Below are 19,901 nucleotides of genomic sequence, written 5' to 3'. Positions count from 1 at the left end.
AGGAGTGAGCCGATGTCGACCCATATTTCAGTCCCCCCGCACGCGTTGCTCGAGCGCATCCTCACGTTGGAGATCGTGCGGGTGACGGAGCGGGCGGCGGTGTCGTCGGCGCGGCTGCGCGGGCACGGTAACGAGAAAGCGGCCGACCAGGCTGCGGTGGATGCGATGCGCCGCGAGCTCAACAAGCTCCCGATCGAGGGCACCATCGTGATCGGCGAGGGCGAGCGCGACGAGGCGCCGATGCTCTTCATCGGCGAGAAAGTCGGCCTGAACGCCGGCCCGCAGGTCGACATCGCGGTCGATCCGCTCGAAGGCACCACGCTGTGCGCCAAGAACATGCCGGGCTCGATCGCCACGATGGCGATGGCCGACGGCGGCACGCTGCTGCACGCCCCCGACGTCTACATGCAGAAGCTCGCGATCGGGCCGGGCTACAACAAGGGCGTCGTCGATCTCGATGCAACGCCGGCCGACAACGTCCGCCGTCTCGCTAAGGCCAAGGGCGTCCAGCCCGACGGCATCACGGTTCTGGTGCTCGATCGTCCGCGCCATGCCAGCATCATCGAGAGCGTACGCTCGACCGGCGCTGCCGTGCGCCTGATCACCGACGGCGACGTCGCCGGCGTGATCCATTGCGCCGATCCCGACAATACCGGCGTCGACATGTATCTCGGCACCGGCGGTGCGCCGGAAGGCGTGCTCGCGGCCGTGGCACTGCGTTGCATCGGCGGCCAGATGCAGTGCCGTCTCATTCTCGATTCCGACGAGAAGCGCGAACGCGCGGCCAAGATGGGCGTCAACGATCCCAAGATGATCTACGGCATCGAGGACATGGCGCGCGGCGACTGCCTGTTCGCCGCCACCGGCGTCACCACGGGCTCGCTCCTCTCGGGCGTCAAATTCCGCAAGGACGGCGTGATCGAGACCGAGACTGTGGTGATGCGTTCGGTCACCGGCACCGTGCGCTACATCAAGGCCGAGCATCGCGAGCTCGCGAAGTTCCATCTGGATTGAGTCCGTCATTCCGGGACGACGGGACCGCGCAAAGCGCGGCCCGGAGAATCGGAATCTCGCGCACAACTTCTGGATTCCGGGTTCGCGCTGATGCGCACCCCGGAATGATAACAAGAACAACAGAGGAAGCGCCATGTCCGAACTCTCCGCCGTCAAAGCCCTGGTGTTCGACGTGTTCGGCACCGTCGTGGACTGGCGCACCAGCCTGATCTCCGACTTCATGTGGTGGAGCAGGCAGCGCGGCATCAGCGCCGACTGGACCGCTCTGGTCGATGGCTGGCGCGGCATGTACATGGCCTCGATGGACGAGGTGCGCAAACATCCCGAGCGTGGCTATGTCATGCTGGATGATCTGCACCGCCGCTCGCTGGAAAAGCTGGTCGCGCAGTTCGCGATCAAAGGCCTCACCGCGGCCGATCTCGATCATCTCACCAAGGGCTGGCACCGCCTCAATCCCTGGCCGGACAGCGTCGCGGGCCTGACGCGGCTGAAGTCGAAATTCGTGATCTCGCCACTGTCGAACGGCAATGTCGCGCTGCTCACCAACATGGCGAAGTTCGCGGGCCTGCCGTGGGACCTCATCATGTCGACCGAGCTGTTCGAGCACTACAAGCCCGATCCCGAGACCTATCTCGGCGCAGCGAAGCTGCTTTGCCTCAAGCCGGAGGAGGTGATGATGGTCGCTGCCCACAACGGCGATCTCGCGGCGGCGCAGAAGAATGGGCTGAAGACCGCGTTCGTCGCACGGCCGACGGAGTACGGTCCGCTCCAAAAGGTCGATTTCGAAGCCACCGGCAATTGGGACATCGTCGCCAAGGATTTTGGCGGGATCGCCGACAGGCTCGGCTGCTAGGCGGCATCTCGATAGGATGGACGCGGCCAGCAACGGTCCGGACGGCGCGGGCCGCCCGGACCTGATCTCGAGAACCTACAGCGTCATCTGCATCGGTTCGGGATAATAGTGGAAGCCTTCACCGGCCTTGGCGACATGGCCGTAACCCGGCCAGGCAAAGTGATAGGACATCACCGGGGTCTTGTTGGCCGCTAGCATCGTCAGCAGTTTGACGCGCGATTCCGCCGCCTGCTTCGGGTCGGTGTCGTAGGAGAATTCCATGCGCGGCCGCTCGAGCAGCAGCACGGAATGGTGCGAGAGGTCGCCGAGGAAGGCGAACGATTTGCCGGCCGAGGAGACCATGAAGATGGTGTGGCCGACGGTATGACCGGGCGCGGAGATCGCCTGCACCCCCGGCAGGAATTCCTGGCCGTCCTTGAAGAATACGATCCGGTCGCGGACCGGCAGCAGATTCTTGCGAGCGTGAACGACGAAGTCCTTGGCCGGGCTGCCGAGCTTGCCTTCGTCGGTCCAGAAGTCGAAATCGGTCTGCGAGATGTAGATCTGCGCGTTCGGAAACAGCGGCTTGCCGCCTTCGTCGACGATGCCTCCGATATGGTCGATATGGGCATGCGAGCACACCACGGCATCAATGTCCCCCGGCTTGATGCCGGCCTCGGTCATGCTCTTCTGTTGCCGGCCGGTGCTGGCGCCGAACATCTTCGATGAGCCCATGCCGGTATCGAACAGGATGAGCTTGTCGCCGGTGTTCACGATCGGGGAGTTCTGTTCGAGCACGACGTTGTCCGGCGACAGGAAATTGTCCGCCAGCATCTTCTTCACCTCTTCCTTGGGAACGCCGGTGAAGGTTCCGGAGGGATCGCCGAGCGGCAGCGGCCCGTCGGACACGACGGTGACCTCGGCATCGCCGAGAACGAAGCGGTGCCAATAGGGAGTCTGGGTGCCAAGCTTGGGTGCCCGCGCCATCGCGCTGGTGCCGAGCATGGCGCTGGCACCAAGGCCCGCTCCAAGCGCGAGTAGGGATCGACGGGAGACATCGACTGTCATGCGTTTCCTCGCTTTTGTCTTTTGTTTTGCGCGATTGTTCGCGCGTTGGGGCCGGCCTGATCGGCCTCGCGGCCGCGGGCCGGCAGAAAAGTATGCTGCTCCGGCCGCGACAAGCTAGCAAGTGGAATTAGCGCGCAGATTCACGCGGAGCGGGAACGAGCCGCGGCAGCGGGCCGGCCGCGTGTGGACGCGCTCTCCGCTGGCCGGGACAACGCGAATTGCGCCTTACGCAATTCTCAGCGTGAGATCGGTCCCTTCCGTCTCGGCAAAGCCAGCCTGCAGGACTTCCTCGCGCTTGTGGCGGAGATGCGCGCGCAAAATGTGGGAGAGGCCGGCACCGTCGCGGCGCTGGAGCGCGTTCAGGATGGCGTCATGCTCCTTCACGGCGAGCGCCCAGCGCTGCGGCGTCATCGGCGTGACGTAGCGCGCGCGCCGGATGCGCGCCGTCACTGATGTGTAGAGCCCCGCGAGCACGGGATTTCCGGCTGCGGTGACGATGCCCTCGTGGATGGCGCGATTGCCGCGATAGTACTGGATCAGATCGCCGTCGCGATAATGCAGCACCATGGCCGCATGCGCGGCGGCGATCTCGTCGATCTCGGCTTCCGTGATGCGCTCGCAGGCGAGCTCGCCGGCGAGGGCCTCCAGGCCCTGGCAGACCTCGAACAGGTCGCGCATGTCCTTGTCGGTCAGTTTTGCCGCGCGTGAGCCGCGATGCGGCAGCAGCTGCACGAGGCCTTCGGCGGCCAGCACCTTGAGCGCCTCGCGCAGCGGCGTGCGCGAGATCTCCAGCCGCTCACATAGCTCGCGCTCGGGAATCCGCGCGCCCGGCGGGATTTCGCCGTCGAGCAGGATTGCGCGGATACGGCCGACGACTTCCTCGTGAAGCATGGGGACCAGCGCTCCAATTTGAATGCAAAACTGGGATAATCGACCGGAGTTCTGAAGTTCCAGCTTGCTAATCGCAGATTTTGCATTCAAAAATGTAAAAAACAAGAGGATATGAGGAAATGGACCTGGCGGTGGAGGCAGACGACCTCGTTTTTGAATGCAATGACGGCATCGGGCGGATCACCTTCAACCGTCCGCAGGCCCGCAACGCCTTCACCTTCGCCATGTACGAGCGGCTCGCCGCGATCTGCGAGGAGGCCAACAGCGATCATGCGATCAAGGTGCTGGTGCTGCGCGGAGCAGGCGACAAGGCCTTTGCGTCCGGCACCGACATCAATCAGTTCCGCGAGTTCAAGACGCCGCAGGATGCGATCGACTACGAGAACCGCATCGATCGGGTGCTGACCACGCTGGAGCAGTGCCGGGTGCCGACCATCGCGGCGATCAACGGCTTTTGCACCGGCGGCGGCGCCGGCATCGCTGCGGCCTGCGACCTCCGCATCGGCACGGCAAGCGCGAAGATCGGTTTTCCCATTGCCCGAACACTTGGCAATTGCCTGTCGATGTCCAATGTCAGCCGTCTTACCGCACTCATTGGCGCCGCGCGCGTCAAGGACCTGATCTTCACCGCACGCCTCGTCGACGCCGCGGAGGCTGCAAGCGTTGGGCTGCTCGGCGAAGTGGTCGAGGACATTGCCGCGCTGGAAAAGCGCGCCGACGAGGTCGCCCGGCTCGTCGCCAGCCATGCACCGCTGACACTGAATGCGACCAAGCAGGCAGTGGCCCGCCTGCAACGGCGGCTATCGCAGGACGAAGGCGAGGACCTCATCCTGATGTGCTACACGAGCCAGGATTTTCGCGAAGGGCTCGATGCTTTCCTCAACAAGCGCGCCCCGCAGTGGCGCGGCCAATAGGACAGGCCCGATGCAAAGCGATCGATCGCAATCCAACTCTCGCCGTTCGGGACCGCTTGCCGGCCTTAGGGTCGTCGACCTCACCCATGTCATGGCCGGGCCGACCTGTACCTTGATGCTTGCCGACATGGGTGCCGACGTCATCAAGATCGAGAAATCGCCGAACGGCGACGACACCCGTCATTCGGTGCCGCCGAAGATCGGCGAGGAGGCGGCCTCCTTCCTGATGATGAACCGCAACAAGCGCGGCATCGTGCTGGATCTGAAGACCGAGGGTGGCAAGCAGGTGCTGCGGCGGCTGATCGCTGATGCCGACGTGCTGGTCGAGAACTTTGCGCCGGGCGCGATGGAGCGCCTCGGCTTCGGCTACGAAGCGTTGCACGAGCAATTCCCGGCGCTGATCTACTGCTCGCTGTCGGGCTTCGGCCGCACCGGTCCCTATAAGCACCGCCGCGGTTTCGATCTCGTCGCGCAGGCCATGAGCGGCATCATGAGCTTTACCGGCGAGCGCCCGGATGGGCCGCCCGTCAAATGCGGCCCGCCGTTGTCCGACATCACCGCCGGCCTGCTCGCCAGCATGGGCATCCTCGCAGCCTATACGCACCGCCTCAAGACCGGCGAGGGGCAGTGGGTCGAGACCTCGCTCTATGAAGCCGCCCTGGTGCAAACCTATTGGCAGTCGACCATTGCGCTCGCCGCGGGCACAGCACCGCGCGCGATGGGCTCGGCCCATCCGCTCAATGCGCCGTATCAAGCCTTTGAAGCTTCCGACAATTGGCTCGTGGTCGGCGGCGCCAACAAGAAGCACTGGCTCTTGATGCTGGAAGCCCTTGGCGCCAGCGAACTCGCCGCCGATCCGCGGTTCGTCACCGGGGCCGACCGCATGGCCAATCTGAAGGTGCTCGAAGCGGTCCTGAGCGAGCGCTTCCGCACGAAGTCGCGGGCGCACTGGCTCGCTGCGCTGGACGAGAAGGGCGTGCCGTGCGGACCGGTGCACGACATGCTGGAGGCGCTCAGCGATCCCCAGACTCTGGCGCGCGAGATGGTCGTCGAGGTCGAGCATTCCACGCTTGGTCCGGTGAAGACGATCGGTCTTCCCGTCAAGTTTTCGGAGACCCCAGGCAAAGTCCTCTCGGGCGCGCCGGTCTATGGTGAGCATACAAGCGAAGTGCTGGCCGAATACGGGTTCGACCAGAAGCAGATCGAAGCGCTCGAAAAAGAAGGCGCAATCGTCGTGGCATCGGGAAGACGCGAGGAACGCGTCGCCTGACCGGACGTCGATACGACAACGATAAAAGACAAAAATCAGCTGGAGGAAATCATGGGTCGGACGTCGATATTTATGCTCTCCGCAGCCGCGACGATGCTCGCCGGCACGATGCCGGCGCTCAGTGCCTGGCAACCGCAAAAGCCGATCGAGTTCGTCGCCACCGCCGGGCCCGGCGGCGGGACCGACAACCTCGCGCGCGCGGTGCAGAACATCATCACCAAGCACAAGCTGACGGAGCAGCCGATCGTCGTCGTCAACAAGGGCGGCGGCAGCGGCGCCGAAGGCTATGTCTACGGCAAGGCCTCCGCCGGCGATCCCTACAAGGTCATCTTCGGCACCTCGAACGCGTGGCAGCAGCCGCTCGTCTCCAAGGTCGCCTTCAACTACACCGATCTCACGCCCGTAGCGGCGATGGCGCAGGACGAGTTTTTGCTCTGGGTCAAGCAGGACGCACCCTACAAGACGGCGGGTGACTATCTGAAGGCGGCCGGATCGGGCGAGTTCAAGATGGGCGGCGCCCAGTCGAAGGACACCGACGAGGTGCTGACGCGCATGATCGAGAAGGCCGGCAAGGTCAAGCTGACCTATATCCCCTTCAAGAGCGGCGCCGAGACCGCCGTGCAGCTCGCCGGTGGACATCTCGACTCCCACGTCAACAATCCCAGCGAAAGCCTCGGGCAATGGCGCGGCGGCACGCAGCGGCCGCTCTGCGTTTTCAGCCCGAAGCGGCTGCCGCAGGGCGCCAAGGTCACCGCGACCGAAGGCTGGGGCGACGTTCCGACCTGCGTCGAGCAGGGGCTCGACATCAAGCAATATGAGCAGCCGCGCACGGTGTGGTTGCCCGGCAAGGTTACGCCGGACCAGGCCGCGTTCTATGTCGATCTTATGAAGAAGGTGCAGGCGACACCGGAGTGGAAGGACTACATCGAGAAGACCTCCCAGGTCGACACGTTCCTGACCGGTGCTGAGCTCGACAAGTTCATCAAGCAGGATCTCGAACACGTCAAACAGGTCGCGGGCGAGCAGGGCTGGCTGGTGAAGTGACGAGGGGTCGTCGCATCAGCCTTGATGGAAGCGGGGTTTCTCCACCAACTCCGCTGTCGTCCCTGCGAACGCAGGGACCCATACCGCGTGATCTCTCGAGGAGTGCTGGTGGTGGTACCGGCGTGGATGTGACGTCAAGTCTTCGTCAAACGTCTCCCTGGGGTTATGGGTCCCTGCGTTCGCAGGGACGACAGCGAGGGCTGGGCAAAGACGCATGCGCCACTACCGACCCTTGTCCGACGCCAGAGCGGAGCCTTCGATGATCTCTCGCCGCGCCCTTGAACTTGCGACCGCGATCCTCACCGGCGGCTTCGGGGTGTCCGTCGTGGTGTCGAGCCTCGACAACGGCATCGGCTGGTCGAGCGCGGGCGTGGACGCCGGCACGTTCCCGTTCCTGACCGGCATCATCATCGTGGTTGGAAGCCTCTACAACCTGGTGCGGGGCGTGTTGCCGGTTGCGTCCCTGGCGAATGTTCCCATCGCGATCACGCCCTTCGAGCTGCGCCGGCTCGCCGGCCTGTTCGTGCCGGCCGCGATTTTCGTGGCAGCGATCCCGCTCGCCGGGATGTACGTCGCCTCGTCGCTGTATGTCTTCGCGGTGCTGGCGATCCCCAGGCATCAATCCGTGCCGCGCGCGCTCGCCATGGCGGCGGCGACGGCACTCGCGCTCTACGTCGTTTTCGAGCGCATGTTCCAGGTGAGCTTGCCGCACGGCGCGCTTGCAGCCGCCCTCGGGTTCTGACGGAGGTCCGATGGACAATCTCGGCGAACTCCTCCACGGCTTCACCATCGCGGTCACCGTGCCGCACCTGGTGCTGATGGTCGTCGGCGTGCTGCTCGGCATTCTCGTCGGCGTGCTGCCGGGGCTGGGTGCGCCGAACGGGGTGTCGCTGCTCCTGCCACTGACCTTCGGCATGCAGCCGGTGTCGGCGATCATCCTGCTCTCCAGCATGTATTGGGGGGCTTTGTTCGGCGGCTCGGTCACCTCGATCCTGTTCAACATTCCCGGCGAGCCGTCGTCGGTCGCGACCACCTTCGACGGCTATCCGATGGCGCGCGACGGAAGGCCGACCACGGCGCTCGCCACCGCCTTCGGCTCTGCCGCCTTCGGCGCGCTGGTTGGCGTCATCCTGATCACTTTCCTCGCATCCTGGGTGGCGCAGGTCGCGCTCGCCTTTGGCCCTGCGGAATATTTTGCGGTTTATTTCCTGGCCTTTGCCAGCTTCGTCGGCATGGGCGGTTCGGCGCCGATCAAGACCGTCGTGGCGCTGGCGATCGGCTTTGCCATCGCCGCGATCGGCATCGACACGGTGTCCGGCAGCGTCCGCCTCACCATGGGCGTCGACGAGCTCGTCAAGGGCGTGAGCTTCGTCGTCGCGGTGATGGGCCTGTTCGGCATCGGCGAGCTGCTGGTCGCGGTCGAAGAGGAATTCCATGCCCGCGCGGTGTCCTCGAAGATCGACTGGCGCGAAGTGTTCCGCGCGGTCGGCCGCCTGCCGCGGCATGGCGTTGCGTTGCTGCGCAGCGCCGCAATCGGCTGCTGGATGGGGATCACCCCGGGCGGGCCGACCGCGGCCTCCTTCATGAGCTATGGCATTGCCCGTCGCTTCTCGCGCCGCGGCCGCTATTTCGGCACCGGAGAGGTCGAAGGCATCATCTCGCCGGAGACGGCCGACCATGCCGCAGGCACCAGCGCGCTGCTGCCGATGCTCTCGCTCGGCATTCCCGGCTCGGCGACCGCAGCCGTCATGATGGGCGGGCTGATGATCTGGGGCCTCAATCCCGGGCCGATGCTGTTCGTCGACCAGAAGGACTTCGTCTGGGGCCTGATCGCCTCGATGTATGTCGGCAACATCGTCGCCGTCGCCTTGGTGCTGCTGACTGTTCCTGTGTTTGCCGCTTTGATGCGGATTCCCTTCGTCGTCATCGCCCCGCTGATCGTCATCATCTGCGTCGTCGGCGCCTATTCGGTGTCGAACTCCTATCTCGACGTTGTCATGATGCTCGGCTTCGGAATCGTTGGCTATCTCTTCAAGAAGCTGTTCTATCCCTTGGCGCCGCTCGTGCTCGCCATCGTCATCGGCGACAAGGCCGAGGATGCGTTCCGGCAGTCGATGCTGATGTCGAAGGGATCAATCGGGATCTTCTTCGCGAACAAGCTGGTGACATGCCTGATCATGGCCGGCATCGCGCTGCTGCTGCTTCCGCTCGTGCTGCAGCTCGCGCGCCTGTGGCGCAAGCCCGTATCCCCCGCGACCGAAACGACCGCCCAGGAGAAGGTGATCATATGACCGCAAAGCCGCTGATTGCATTGGCCATGGGAGACCCCGCCGGCATCAGCCCGGAGCTGACGGCCAAGTTGGTGGCGCAGGACGACGTCCGCGCGAGCTGCCGGCTCGTCGTGATCGGTGACCGCCGCATCTTCGAGGAGGGCGCGCGCATTGCCGGCGTCAAGCCGGCGCTGAAGATGGTGGAGCAGGGGGATCTTCGCGCGGCGGACGGCGAAGCGCTGTTCGTTGATCTCGGTCACCTCGATCCCAAGGAGGTCGAGCCGAAGACCGCGACTCTTGCCGGCGGAAAATTTGCGCTTGCCAACTACAAACACGCGCTCGAGCTCGGCCGCGACGGCCATGTCGATGCGGTCTGCTTTACCCCCTTCAACAAGCAGGCGATGCGGCTCGCCCGCGCCGAGTACGACGACGAGATCGCATTCTCTGCGGAGGTGGTCGGCCTCAAGACCGCGGCGAGCGAGTTCAACGTGCTGGACCGGCTCTGGAACGCGCGGGTGACCTCGCACATCCCGCTGAGGGACGTCGCTGCAAGGCTGTCCAGCGAGCGCATCCATCGTGCGCTCCAGCTGACCGATCGATGCATGCGCAAGGCCGGCTTCGCGCGGCCGCGGATTGCGGTCGCCGGTCTCAATCCGCACGCGGGCGACGGCGGCAATTTCGGTCGCGAGGAGATCGACATCATCGCGCCCGTGGTCGCGGCCGGTCAGCGCGAGGGCATCGCCGCGGAGGGACCGTTCCCGGCCGACACCGTCTTCCTGCGCGCCAAGGCCGGCGCCTTCGATGCGGTGCTGACGATGTATCACGACCAGGGCCAGATCGCGATGAAGCTGATGGGGTTCGATCGCGGCGTCACCATGCTCGGTGGCTTCCCTTTCCCGATCTGCACGCCCGCGCACGGCACCGCCTACGACATCGCAGGACAGGGCATCGCGTCGATCGGCGCCAGCCACGCCGCGTTGCTCCTCGCCGCGGAGATGGCCGCTCGCCGCGCCGCCTGATTTGCACGCACTGGCAGTGAGCGCTTGCTGCGCTCGCCTTGCGGGTAGGATTAGACTTTCGGGAAAAACTGGAAACTTCCGCCCTCACGACGAGTTGGCGTCCCATGGATATCTCCAGGTCGGAGCTGGGAGCATGGTCGACGACGACCCGCTACGAACGGCGGTCGATACCGCTTGGTGCGTGTACCGCGCCCGGCATCGCGATGTCGATGCTGCAGACGGCCGTCGCTGCCTGCTCGAGCGTCATTTGCGAGGGAGACGGGAAGCGCGCGAGAGTAACGGCGATGCCCAGGAGCTCACGGGTTTCGGGCTTGCCTATCTCGAGCGGCTTTCGGACGACTCATGCTGAGCCTGATTGAGAGCCTCGCGTGCCGCCTGGCGAGCGCAAGCGCGAGGCCGCAGTGGACGCTGCTCGCGATCTCGAACCTTCTGTCCGCGACCATCGTGCTGATCGTCCGGTCAGCGGTATAGCGGCGGGCTGTCATGCGCATCGCTCAGCTTGCTCCCCTGGCCGAAAGCGTCCCTCCAAAGCTCTACGGCGGCACCGAGCGGGTGGTGGCTTGGCTGGTCGATGAGCTCGTCAAGCTTGGACACGACGTCACGCTGTTTGCGAGCGGCGACTCCCGCACGACCGGCAAGCTTCACCCGGTATGGCCACGCGCGCTGCGACTCGGCCGAAAGGGCGCGGATCCGGGTGCGGCCAACGCAATGCTGCTCGAAGCGATCGCGAAGCGGGCGAGGGATTTCGATGTGATCCACGCGCATATCGACTGGCTGCAACTCCCGTTGCTCAGTCGGCTTGGCGTGCCGTTCATGACGACCATGCACGGTCGCCTCGACTTGCCTGGGTTGCCCGAATTGGTTCGGCAATTCCCCGAGGCTGGTTTCGTGTCGATCTCCGATCATCAGCGCCAGCCGCTTCCGGATGCGAAGTGGGTGGGAACGATTCAGCACGGATTGCCGCCGGAGCTGTTGCGCCCCTCCTATGAGGAGGGGGCCTATCTGGCGTTTCTCGGTCGCCTGACGGCCGAGAAGGGGCCCGAGGACGCAATCCGCATCGCGCACGCGGCCCGGATGCCTCTGCGCATCGCCGCGAAGATTCCGCGCGCGGAGACCGCCTATTTCAAGAAGCATATCGAGCCTCAAATCGATGGCGAGAAGATCCAGCTTGTCGGCGAAGTCGATGACGTGAAGAAGCAGGCCTTCCTCGACAAAGCCGCCGCGCTGCTATTTCCGATCGATTGGCCGGAGCCTTTCGGGCTGGTCATGATCGAGGCGATGGCCTGCGGAACGCCTGTGATCGCTTACCGCTCCGGCTCCGTCCCTGAGGTGATCGAGCACGGTGTGACCGGCTTCATCGTCGAGAACGAGGATCAGGCGGTCAAGGCGGTCGGCGAATTGAGCAAGCTGGATCGAAAGAGGGTGCGCGCCCGCTTTGAGGAACGCTTCACCGCACGCCGAATGGCGCGACAGTACGAAGATCGGTATCGCGCGCTGATTGCCGCCACAGATCGAGACTTCAACACGCAGCGGACGGAAACATGAAGACCCTTTCGAATAAGAACCCGGCCCCGGCGGGAGTGCGTCTGCAGGCTATTTCGGCATGGGCATCGTCAGCTCCTTGTCGGCCGTATCCACCACGAACACGGCCAGCAGCTTGGCGGGCTCGGTATCGCTGGCGTTCGCGCTGATGCCGTGGCGGTCGCCGGGGTTTTCGGAGAAATTCTCCCCCTTGTGAAAGACCTTGGCCGGGCCGTCATTGACCTGACTGCGGATCGCGCCTTCCAGGACGGTGGCATAGATGAAGGCGGAGGGCGCGTGGATGTGGGCCGGCGACGAGCCTCCGGGACCATACTCGACCAGCACGCCCTTCATGCTCTTGCCGGGGACATTGGGCAGCGCCTGGTCGAATACGACGGTGACTTTCGCCAGTGGGGCCGCCGGCTCGGCTGCATAGGCCGTCAGCGATGAGACGGCATAAACCGCTGTTGCAATCAGCAATCTGCGCATGGGAGTTCCTTCACTGCGATAGGTTCGTAATTGCAAGTCTCAGAGGCGCGCGAGCCATGTTGCGAGCGGCGTCTTCCCGAGCCGAGCCTCGCCGAGCGGGTTCAGCGATGTGTCCTGAATGGAGGCGCCGTAATATTGCGCTTTTGGGTCGCCGACCACCGTACGGCTGTCGCCGGAGGCTTTCTGGCGGCGCGCGACGAACTCATTGAAGGGAGCCTTCTCGGGGCCTGCGATGTCGATGGTGCCATTCAGCGGCCGCCCCGTTGCGATCTCTGCGAGGCAATCGACCACGTCGTCGGCGGCGATCGGCTGAAACAGCGCCGATGGAACGACGATCTTGTCTCCGGCCGCTCCCGCCTCGCCAATGGCGCCGAGGAATTCGAAGAACTGCGTGGCGCGGACGATGGAGTAGGGGACCGTGGAGGCCTTCACGATGGTCTCCTGGGCAAGCTTGGCACGGAAATACGCGATGTCGGGCGAGCGATCGGTCCCCACGATCGAGAGCGCAACGTGATGCTTGACGGCTGCGGCGACCTCGGTCGCGGCGAGATTTCGGCTCGAGCGCTCGAAGAATTCGAGCACGGCGGCGGGCTCCCAGGACGGCGCGTTGGCCACGTCGACGACAACATCCGCGCCCGCCAGCGCCGCAGCGAGGCCTTCCCCGGTCACGGCGTTCACGCCTGATCTCGGCGAGGCCGCCACCGCGTCGTGGCCCTGCTGTTTGAGCTTCGCCACGAGCTTGGATCCGATCAATCCGGTTCCGCCGATCACGACGATCTTCATGGCATGTCTCCTTGGCATGTGACGAGCGCGAGATGATTAGCCAGGGCGGACTCGCGCGCTCACGTCGATTAACGTGATGCGAAGCGACTCTATTCGATCAAGGGCGCGGGGCTCTTGCCTGTTACGGGCGCGGCTTGCCGGAAAATGCTTCAGAAGCCGGGGTGCGATTTCACAAAACCGCTAGGGTCATTCCCTCGTGCCGCAAACACACTCTGCGATGATCGCAGAGTGCCAGTGTTTTGCCCGACTTGTCAAAATGTTTGAGAGAACAAGAAAGGCAAACCCGGTTGAAAACACCAATGAAAGCAGCCGTTTGGCTACTGTGCATGGGGTTGTTTTCGGGTTTTTGAATCGGCCGGCTGTCTCACGCCCCGCAGATGATCACGCCGTACCAGCCGAGCCCGCGATAGGTCTCATAACCCGGCGTCGCATGGAACGCGACCAGGGCGCCCGAGCGGTCATGGTAGAAGCCGGAGCGCTGGCCGTTCAGCGAGATCGAGATGCGCTCGCTGAGGATGCCCTGACCGTCGGACGCCGCGATGATGCGGAGGTTCGAATCGACCAGCAGGACGCGGGCCTTGTCGGTGTCGCCGACGCGCACGCCCTGCACGATGGCGCGAGCCTGCGCCTCCCAGTCGAAGTGGATGGCGAGCACGCCAATCGGAGCGCCGTGGGCCTGACCGCCGGCGCGGACGCTGGCGCAATAGGTCGCCACCTGCGCATTGCCGAGCAGCGGCTGGTTCTCGACGTCGCCGGCGACGTAATCGTCACCGGAGCGCAAGGTTCGCGCCTCGCGAAACCATTTGGTGTGGGCGACGTTCTGGCCGACCACGCGAAAGCGATCGGCGCGGCCGTTGGCGATGACGTTGCCGTCGAGGTCGCAGAGCCAGAGATCGAGATAGACCGTGTAGGCACCGAGGATCACGCCCAGGCGCTGCGAGGCGTGCGACACCGCTGCGGCGGTCGGCGAGGCCGCGCAATCGACCACGGCGGAATCGGTCGCCCACCAGCGCACGTCGCAGGTGCGCTCATAGAGGTTGCGGTCGATCAGCTCGATGGCGTTGAGCGACAGGTCGACCATCCGCTCGCCGCGCGAGCGCTGGCTCATGCGGTCGATCGAGGCGACGAGATCGCCGGTGCGCTTCGTCAGCTGGCTTTCGAGCTCGCGTGCGATGGTCTCGACCTGCTGGCCGACGCCGCGCACCTCCTGCGCCACCACCGCAAAGCCCGCGCCTTGCGCACCGGCGCGCGAGCTCTCGATCAGCGCGTTCAGCGCCAGCATCTTCATCTGGTTGGTGATCTGCTGGATCGACTTGGTCTTGTCGACCGCGATCTGGTTGACCTCCGCGGTCAGGCGGTTGATCAGCGCGGAGATGTCGGAATCGTCGTCAGCGGGTTCGGTGGCGATCGGCTTGGCTTTCAGACCCAGCGCAGCAGACATCGGGGATTTCCCTTGGCAATGAGGTCTGATCTGCAATGAACCCGGTACAATCGCTTACAGATCGAATACGATTCTTTTTCGAGGATTCCGCCTAACGCCTGCTTAATTTGCTGTTCCGCCGAATGCCCAAATGATAGTCAGTCGGCGCAGCAAATCGGCAATCCACCGCTTTGTGCGGCGCGGAGATTGCAAATCCCAGGGGATTCCGGGTCAATCGTCCTGCAAGCCGGACCGACGCGTTACCGTCGGCTCCGGGTTCCTCAAACCAATTGCGACCCATGACGCCGCCTGCAACCGCCTTGCCCGTCGAAGCGCCCCAGGCGTTTCTCGGCGTCGCGCGCTCGCTGACCGACAAGCTCTGGCGCGACCGGCTGGATCCCCGCGGAGCGGCCCAGGCGCTCGCGATGGTGCAGCGGCACCAGCTTCCCGAGCTGTTGGCCCGGGTGCTGGCCGGCCGCGGCGTCGATATCGACGCAGTCGCCGACTTCCTCGATCCGACCATCCGCAAGCTCCTACCGGACCCGTTTACCGTGACGGAGATGGAGGCCGCGGCGAAGCGGATCGCGGATGCGGCGGCGAAGGGCGAGAAGGTCGCGATTTTCGGCGATTACGACGTCGACGGCGCGACCTCGGCGGCGCTGCTCGCCTGGCACCTGCGCCATTGCGGGCTCGATCCGCTGATCCACATTCCCGACCGTATTTTCGAGGGCTATGGCCCCAATGTCGAAGCCGTTCGCGGGCTGGCGGCCAAGGGCGCCACGCTGCTCGTCACCGTCGATTGCGGTACCACCAGCATAGAGCCGCTGGCGGAAGCCAAGCGCCTCGGCATGTCCGTCGTCGTGATCGACCATCACCAGGCCGGCACCGAGCTGCCGGAGGTTGACGCGCTGGTCAATCCGAACCGGCTCGACGATCTCTCCGGCCTCGGCCATCTCGCCGCTGTAGGTCTCGTGCTGGTGACGCTCGTCGCGGTCAACCGCGAGCTGCGTCAGCGCGGTTTCTGGAGCGCGGAGATGCCCGAGCCCGATCTGCTCGGCATGTTGCACCACGTCGCGCTCGGCACGGTTGCCGACGTCGCGCCGCTGATCGGTCTCAACCGCGCTTTCGTCGCCAAGGGGCTGATCGCGATGCGGCGGCGCGACCATGTCGGTCATACCGCCTTGATGGACGTCGCGCGGCTCAACGGGCCGCCGGAGGCCTGGCATCTCGGCTTCATGCTGGGGCCTCGCATCAATGCCGGCGGCCGCATCGGCCGCGCCGATCTCGGTGTGCGGTTATTGCTGGAAGGCGACGGCGTCGAGGCCGCGCGGATCGCGGCCGAGCTCGACCGCCTCAACGGCGAGCGCCGCGTCATCGAGCAGGCGGCCGAAGCGCAAGCCGAAGCCGAGGCGCTGGCCTCGATCGGGCTCGAGGACAAGCTCGGCGTCATCGTCACGGCGTCCGAAGGCTGGCACCCCGGCGTCGTCGGCCTCGTTGCCTCCCGGCTGAAGGAAAAGTTTTCGCGGCCCGCTTTCGCCATTGCCCTCGAGCCCGGCGGCATCGGCACCGGCTCGGGCCGCTCGATCGCGGGCGTCGATATCGGCAAGGCCGTGCGGCAGGCGGTCACTGACGGCATTCTGCTCAAGGGCGGCGGCCACGCGATGGCCGCGGGCGTGACGTTGCGGAAAGAGAAGCTCGCCGAGTTTCGAGCCTATCTCGAAAATGCGCTGGCGCAGGACATCGCCGAGGCGCGCCACGTCAACGAGCTCTATATCGACGGCGCCGTCTCCGCGCGCGCCGTGACGACGGAGCTTGCGGCGACGCTGAACCGTGCCGGTCCGTTCGGCAGCGGCAATCCGGAAGCCGTGCTGGCGCTGCCGGCGCACCAGCTCGTCTTTGCCGACGAGGTCGGGCAGGCGCATCTGCGTCTGCGCTTCAAGTCGGGCGATGGCGCCATCGTCAACGGCATCGCGTTCCGCTCGGTCGGGCAGAAGCTCGGCAACGCGCTGCTGGCCAACCGCGGCCAGCAATTGCATGTCGCCGGCTCGCTCTCGGTCGATCGCTACCAGGGCGTCGAGCGGGTGCAATTCCGCGTCATCGACGTCGCGCTACCGGACCAGGGGCCATCCGTGATTAGATAACGCAAGATCTGACCAGCTCAGACGACACAAAATACGTCGCTCAAACAACAAAAAAGGGAGTGAACATGGCAGGGCAGGTTGAGGGCAAGGTCGCGCTGGTGACCGGCGGTGCCTCGGGTATCGGCGAGGCCATCGTCGAGCTGTTCGTGCGCGAGGGCGCGACTGTTGTCATCACCGACATCGATGAGCTGCGCGGGCCCGAACTCGCCAAGCGCGTGACGAAAGCCGGCGGCAAGGCGATCTTCCTGGAGCAGGACGTCACCAGCGAGGAGCGCTGGATCGATATCGTCGCCGAAATCGCTAAGCGCTACGGTCGGCTTGATATTCTCGTCTCCAATGCCGGCATCGGCATCTCCGTGCCATCGATCGTCGACATGACCCTCGCCGACTGGCGCAAGCAGAATGCGATCAACCTCGACGGCGTGTTTCTCTCGGTCAAGCATTGCCTGCCGCTGATGCGCAAGCACGGCGGCGGCTCGATCGTCATGATGTCCTCGCTCGCGGGCCTGCGCGGCGCGCCGGGCCTGTCGGCCTATTCGGCGACCAAGGGCGGCGTGCGGCTGTTCGCCAAATCGATTGCGATGGAATGCGCGGCGGCCGGCGACGGCATCCGGGTCAATTCCGTGCATCCCGGCATCATCGATACCCCGATCTGGGGCAAGATCCCGACCGGTGCGACCGGCGCCGGCCAGAACGCGCCGATCGATCCCGAGGAGCGCGCCAAGGTCGCAACGCCGCTCGCCCGCGCAGGGCAGGCGGCGGAGATCGCCTCCGGCGTGCTGTATCTGGCCTCCGATGCCTCGCGCTACGTTACCGGCAGCGAGCTCGTCATCGACGGCGGCATGAATGCCGGCGGCGTGCCGCGGCGGACCTGAGCCGCGCAGGGCAGGGTGGCGGTCGCAGGGGCTGACGCGCAGGCGCAGCCCCTGTACAAGACGGCAGCTTTCGACCGACAGAGGTGTCCTTCGCCTTGGCGCACAGCCTTCACGCTTCCTCACCCGCGTCAGCGCCATTCCGCTCGAACCGGCCGGACCTCGCCACCGATGCAATCCGCACCGCACGCGAGGATCTCGCCGCCTGCTTCCGCATGGCGGCGCGCAACGGTTTTGAGGAAGGCATCTGCAACCACTTCTCGGCTGTGGTACCCGGTCATGACGATCTGTTTCTCGTCAATCCCTATGGCTATGCCTTTCGCGAGATCACCGCCTCAATGCTGCTGATCTGCGATTTCCACGGCAATGTGCTCGACGGCGAGGGCGTGCCGGAGGCGACCGCGTTCTACATCCATGCCGAGATGCACAAGCGCCTGCCGCGCGCCAAGGTCGCATTCCACACCCACATGCCCTATGCGACGGCGCTGTCGATGACCGAAGGCGATCCCTTGATCTGGGCCGGCCAGACCGCGCTGAAATTCTACGGCCGTACCGCGGTCGATCGCGACTACAACGGCCTCGCGCTCGACAACCAGGAAGGTGCGCGCATCGCATCCGCCATCGGCGATGCCGACATCGTCTTCATGAAGCATCACGGCGTGATGGTGCTGGCGTCCACCATCGCGGAAGCCTGGGACGATCTCTATTACCTCGAACGCGCCGCCGAAGTGCAAGTGCTGGCGATGTCGACGGGACGGAAGGTGCAGCCGGTCGATCCCGCGATCGCGGCCGAGACCTACAGGCAGATGCGCGAAGGCGATTCCGAATCCGCCCGGCTCCATCTCGCCGCGATCCGCAGGCAGCTCGACGCGGAGGAGCCGCAGTACCGGCACTGACCACAGTGTCGTTCCGGGGCAAGGCAAAGCCTTGAACCCGGAATCCAGAGATGTGGCGCGAGATTCCGGGTTCTCGCTGCGCGAGCCCCGGAATGACTGGGTCCCTACGACCCCTGCCGCAGCTTGGCCAGCACCTTCAGCCCGCCATAGCCGTCCGCTGGCGCAATCCCCGCGCGCTGCTGGAAATCCTTGATCGCCTTCATGGTGTCGTTACCGACCCGGCCGTCGGTGCCGCCGGTGTCGAAACCGGCTTTCGTCAATCGCGTCTGCATCTCCTGCACCTCGGCGAGCGTCAGCGCGCGCTCGGAGCCGGGGAAGGGCTGGATGAAGGGCGGCGCCCCCAGGCAGCGGTCGCCGAGATGGCAGATCGCGAGCGCATAGTTCATGGAAGGGTTGTAGCTCTTCACCGAGTAGAAATTCGGTCCGAGCAGGAAGGTCGGTCCGCCCGCAACCGGTGTCCACATTTGCGCGGATGCGTTCGGCTGCGGGAACGGCTGGCCGTCGGCTCGGGTGACGCCGGCTGACGCCCAAGCCGCATAGGTGCGGCTGCCGCTCATATTGCCGGCGGCGCGCACCTCATAGCCCCAATGCTCGCCGCGATGCCATTTGCCGCGGTTGACGAGATATTTTGCGGTCGAACCCAACGCGTCGTCGGGCTTGCCGAAGGGCGAGACCTTGCCATCGCCGTCATAGTCGATGCCGACATTGAGCCAGACTTCCGGCATCCATTGCGAATGGCCCATCGCGCCGGCCCAGGATCCCTGCATCTGCTCCGGCGTGCTCCAGCCCTTGTCGACGATGCGCAGCGCATTGATCAGCTCGGTCTCCCAATAGGCCTTGCGGCGCGGCTCGTTCCAGGCGAGCGCGGCGAGCGAGGGAAACACCGGCGTCATGTGGTTCTGCTGCACCAGGGGGTCGCCATAAGCGGACTCGACGCCCCACAGCGCCAGCAGCGTGCCGCGCTCGACGCCGAAGTCCCGCTCGATGCGCGCCAGCAGCGCCTCGTTGTTCTTCAGCGCGATCTTGCCGTTGATGATGCGCCAGTCGGAGACGCGACGGTTGATGTATTGCCAGACCTGCTCGTGGAATTCGGGCTGGCTGCGCATCTGCTTGAACACGCTCATGTCGGGCTCGACCCGTCCCATCGCGCGTTGCCATGTCGCGGCCGAAATGCCCTTGGCCATCGCACGTGCGCGAAAGCTCTCGCGCCATTCGTCGAAGCCTGGAGGCGCGGCGAGGACGCGTGTCGGGAATGCGAGCAAAGCGGCTGCACCGAACGTCGATTGCAGCAGGCTGCGGCGAGTCGGATGGAGGGAGGAATCAGCGTGCGTCATGGGCACATTGTAGCCCGAAACATGGCCGGTGTGGGTCGGTTCCTGGAACAGCCGCGCGGCTGATTCTGCGTGGCCCGGGATCATGTTTCTGTCGGAACAAACTGTCGCAGTCCTGCATTCCCT

General features: G+C 65.0%; 20 protein-coding genes. 14 read left to right on the top strand and 6 right to left on the bottom strand.

From position 1 onward, the window contains the following. Window positions 1-12: 12 nt before the first annotated feature. Window positions 13-1,014 carry a class II fructose-bisphosphatase gene (gene glpX, locus RAD04_RS32370; RefSeq protein ID WP_018323059.1) on the top strand — a complete coding sequence of 334 codons (1,002 nt, stop codon included), beginning with the start codon at window positions 13-15 and terminating at the stop codon, window positions 1,012-1,014. Window positions 1,015-1,147: 133 nt separating this feature from the next. Beyond that, on the top strand, window positions 1,148-1,867 hold the full coding sequence (locus RAD04_RS32365; RefSeq protein ID WP_461627031.1) for a haloacid dehalogenase type II: 720 nt from the start codon (window positions 1,148-1,150) through the stop codon (window positions 1,865-1,867). A 75-nt stretch (window positions 1,868-1,942) separates the two neighbouring features. Here the strand turns inward: RAD04_RS32365 and RAD04_RS32360 are convergent, their stop codons facing one another. Beyond that, entirely contained in the window at window positions 1,943-2,914 is a 972-nt protein-coding gene (locus RAD04_RS32360; protein WP_091956830.1) for an MBL fold metallo-hydrolase, read from the bottom strand. Window positions 2,915-3,139: 225 nt separating this feature from the next. Then, entirely contained in the window at window positions 3,140-3,805 is a 666-nt protein-coding gene (locus RAD04_RS32355; RefSeq protein ID WP_461627030.1) for a GntR family transcriptional regulator, read from the bottom strand. A 119-nt stretch (window positions 3,806-3,924) separates the two neighbouring features. Here RAD04_RS32355 and RAD04_RS32350 point away from each other — a divergent pair, with 119 nt between their 5' ends. The 9 genes from RAD04_RS32350 to RAD04_RS32310 all read left to right on the top strand — a co-directional run bounded on the left by RAD04_RS32350 (window position 3,925) and on the right by RAD04_RS32310 (window position 11,867). Further along, window positions 3,925-4,719, top strand: a complete 795-nt coding sequence (locus RAD04_RS32350; RefSeq protein ID WP_461627029.1) for an enoyl-CoA hydratase/isomerase family protein — start codon at window positions 3,925-3,927, stop codon at window positions 4,717-4,719. A gap of 10 nt (window positions 4,720-4,729) precedes the next feature. Next, complete coding sequence (locus tag RAD04_RS32345; protein ID WP_461627028.1) at window positions 4,730-5,989, top strand: CaiB/BaiF CoA transferase family protein; 1,260 nt, start codon at window positions 4,730-4,732, stop codon at window positions 5,987-5,989. A 51-nt stretch (window positions 5,990-6,040) separates the two neighbouring features. After that, window positions 6,041-7,033: a Bug family tripartite tricarboxylate transporter substrate binding protein gene (locus tag RAD04_RS32340; RefSeq protein ID WP_461627027.1), complete on the top strand. Its 993-nt coding sequence runs from the start codon at window positions 6,041-6,043 to the stop codon at window positions 7,031-7,033. A 259-nt stretch (window positions 7,034-7,292) separates the two neighbouring features. Next, window positions 7,293-7,775 carry a tripartite tricarboxylate transporter TctB family protein gene (locus tag RAD04_RS32335; protein ID WP_461627026.1) on the top strand — a complete coding sequence of 161 codons (483 nt, stop codon included), beginning with the start codon at window positions 7,293-7,295 and terminating at the stop codon, window positions 7,773-7,775. A gap of 10 nt (window positions 7,776-7,785) precedes the next feature. Then, window positions 7,786-9,324, top strand: coding sequence for a tripartite tricarboxylate transporter permease (locus RAD04_RS32330; RefSeq protein WP_461627025.1), 1,539 nt, complete (start codon window positions 7,786-7,788; stop codon window positions 9,322-9,324). Beyond that, the gene (locus RAD04_RS32325; protein ID WP_461627024.1) at window positions 9,321-10,322 is read left to right on the top strand and encodes a 4-hydroxythreonine-4-phosphate dehydrogenase PdxA; all 1,002 of its coding nucleotides are present in this window, start codon (window positions 9,321-9,323) and stop codon (window positions 10,320-10,322) included. Before RAD04_RS32330 ends, RAD04_RS32325 begins: the two co-directional genes overlap by 4 nt. A 133-nt stretch (window positions 10,323-10,455) precedes the next feature. Continuing rightward, window positions 10,456-10,671 carry a hypothetical protein gene (locus tag RAD04_RS32320; RefSeq protein WP_461627023.1) on the top strand — a complete coding sequence of 72 codons (216 nt, stop codon included), beginning with the start codon at window positions 10,456-10,458 and terminating at the stop codon, window positions 10,669-10,671. Further along, the gene (locus RAD04_RS32315) at window positions 10,665-10,793 is read left to right on the top strand and encodes a hypothetical protein (protein WP_283807988.1); all 129 of its coding nucleotides are present in this window, start codon (window positions 10,665-10,667) and stop codon (window positions 10,791-10,793) included. The genes RAD04_RS32320 and RAD04_RS32315 overlap by 7 nt, the downstream gene beginning before the upstream one ends. Before the next feature lie 12 nt (window positions 10,794-10,805). After that, a complete protein-coding gene (locus tag RAD04_RS32310; protein WP_461627022.1) occupies window positions 10,806-11,867 on the top strand; it encodes a glycosyltransferase family 4 protein in 1,062 nt (353 codons plus the stop codon). 48 nt (window positions 11,868-11,915) lie between these two features. Here RAD04_RS32310 and RAD04_RS32305 read toward each other — a convergent pair whose 3' ends face one another. The 3 genes from RAD04_RS32305 to RAD04_RS32295 form a co-directional block, all read right to left on the bottom strand. Then, a complete protein-coding gene (locus RAD04_RS32305; RefSeq protein WP_461627021.1) occupies window positions 11,916-12,332 on the bottom strand; it encodes a cupin domain-containing protein in 417 nt (138 codons plus the stop codon). Between the two features lie 39 nt (window positions 12,333-12,371). Further along, complete coding sequence (locus tag RAD04_RS32300; protein WP_461627020.1) at window positions 12,372-13,115, bottom strand: SDR family oxidoreductase; 744 nt, start codon at window positions 13,113-13,115, stop codon at window positions 12,372-12,374. A gap of 364 nt (window positions 13,116-13,479) precedes the next feature. Next, window positions 13,480-14,556 carry a methyl-accepting chemotaxis protein gene (locus tag RAD04_RS32295; RefSeq protein WP_461627019.1) on the bottom strand — a complete coding sequence of 359 codons (1,077 nt, stop codon included), beginning with the start codon at window positions 14,554-14,556 and terminating at the stop codon, window positions 13,480-13,482. 278 nt (window positions 14,557-14,834) lie between these two features. On the opposite strand from RAD04_RS32295, the gene recJ reads away from it, so the two are divergent. The 3 genes from recJ to RAD04_RS32280 all read left to right on the top strand — a co-directional run bounded on the left by recJ (window position 14,835) and on the right by RAD04_RS32280 (window position 18,444). Next, window positions 14,835-16,676, top strand: coding sequence for a single-stranded-DNA-specific exonuclease RecJ (gene recJ / locus RAD04_RS32290; protein ID WP_461627018.1), 1,842 nt, complete (start codon window positions 14,835-14,837; stop codon window positions 16,674-16,676). A gap of 65 nt (window positions 16,677-16,741) precedes the next feature. Beyond that, window positions 16,742-17,551, top strand: a complete 810-nt coding sequence (locus RAD04_RS32285; RefSeq protein WP_461627017.1) for an SDR family NAD(P)-dependent oxidoreductase — start codon at window positions 16,742-16,744, stop codon at window positions 17,549-17,551. Between the two features lie 95 nt (window positions 17,552-17,646). Next, window positions 17,647-18,444, top strand: coding sequence for an aldolase (locus RAD04_RS32280; RefSeq protein ID WP_461627016.1), 798 nt, complete (start codon window positions 17,647-17,649; stop codon window positions 18,442-18,444). A gap of 104 nt (window positions 18,445-18,548) precedes the next feature. Here the strand turns inward: RAD04_RS32280 and RAD04_RS32275 are convergent, their stop codons facing one another. Then, complete coding sequence (locus tag RAD04_RS32275) at window positions 18,549-19,778, bottom strand: lytic murein transglycosylase (RefSeq protein WP_461618912.1); 1,230 nt, start codon at window positions 19,776-19,778, stop codon at window positions 18,549-18,551. Window positions 19,779-19,901 lie beyond the last annotated feature (123 nt).

The organism is Bradyrhizobium sp. 25ACV, from assembly GCF_054863005.1.
This window is presented reverse-complemented; position numbering and strand designations above follow the sequence as displayed.

Bases quoted from the DNA above. Each gene is read 5' to 3' on its own strand.
- glpX (WP_018323059.1), top strand. From the start codon at position 13: ATGTCGACCCATATTTCAGTCCCCCCGCACGCGTTGCTCGAGCGCATC.
- RAD04_RS32365 (WP_461627031.1), top strand. From the start codon at position 1,148: ATGTCCGAACTCTCCGCCGTCAAAGCCCTGGTGTTCGACGTGTTCGGC.
- RAD04_RS32360 (WP_091956830.1), bottom strand. From the start codon at position 2,914: ATGACAGTCGATGTCTCCCGTCGATCCCTACTCGCGCTTGGAGCGGGC.
- RAD04_RS32355 (WP_461627030.1), bottom strand. From the start codon at position 3,805: ATGCTTCACGAGGAAGTCGTCGGCCGTATCCGCGCAATCCTGCTCGAC.
- RAD04_RS32350 (WP_461627029.1), top strand. From the start codon at position 3,925: ATGGACCTGGCGGTGGAGGCAGACGACCTCGTTTTTGAATGCAATGAC.
- RAD04_RS32345 (WP_461627028.1), top strand. From the start codon at position 4,730: ATGCAAAGCGATCGATCGCAATCCAACTCTCGCCGTTCGGGACCGCTT.
- RAD04_RS32340 (WP_461627027.1), top strand. From the start codon at position 6,041: ATGGGTCGGACGTCGATATTTATGCTCTCCGCAGCCGCGACGATGCTC.
- RAD04_RS32335 (WP_461627026.1), top strand. From the start codon at position 7,293: ATGATCTCTCGCCGCGCCCTTGAACTTGCGACCGCGATCCTCACCGGC.
- RAD04_RS32330 (WP_461627025.1), top strand. From the start codon at position 7,786: ATGGACAATCTCGGCGAACTCCTCCACGGCTTCACCATCGCGGTCACC.
- RAD04_RS32325 (WP_461627024.1), top strand. From the start codon at position 9,321: ATGACCGCAAAGCCGCTGATTGCATTGGCCATGGGAGACCCCGCCGGC.
- RAD04_RS32320 (WP_461627023.1), top strand. From the start codon at position 10,456: ATGGTCGACGACGACCCGCTACGAACGGCGGTCGATACCGCTTGGTGC.
- RAD04_RS32315 (WP_283807988.1), top strand. From the start codon at position 10,665: ATGCTGAGCCTGATTGAGAGCCTCGCGTGCCGCCTGGCGAGCGCAAGC.
- RAD04_RS32310 (WP_461627022.1), top strand. From the start codon at position 10,806: ATGCGCATCGCTCAGCTTGCTCCCCTGGCCGAAAGCGTCCCTCCAAAG.
- RAD04_RS32305 (WP_461627021.1), bottom strand. From the start codon at position 12,332: ATGCGCAGATTGCTGATTGCAACAGCGGTTTATGCCGTCTCATCGCTG.
- RAD04_RS32300 (WP_461627020.1), bottom strand. From the start codon at position 13,115: ATGAAGATCGTCGTGATCGGCGGAACCGGATTGATCGGATCCAAGCTC.
- RAD04_RS32295 (WP_461627019.1), bottom strand. From the start codon at position 14,556: ATGTCTGCTGCGCTGGGTCTGAAAGCCAAGCCGATCGCCACCGAACCC.
- recJ (WP_461627018.1), top strand. From the start codon at position 14,835: ATGACGCCGCCTGCAACCGCCTTGCCCGTCGAAGCGCCCCAGGCGTTT.
- RAD04_RS32285 (WP_461627017.1), top strand. From the start codon at position 16,742: ATGGCAGGGCAGGTTGAGGGCAAGGTCGCGCTGGTGACCGGCGGTGCC.
- RAD04_RS32275 (WP_461618912.1), bottom strand. From the start codon at position 19,778: ATGACGCACGCTGATTCCTCCCTCCATCCGACTCGCCGCAGCCTGCTG.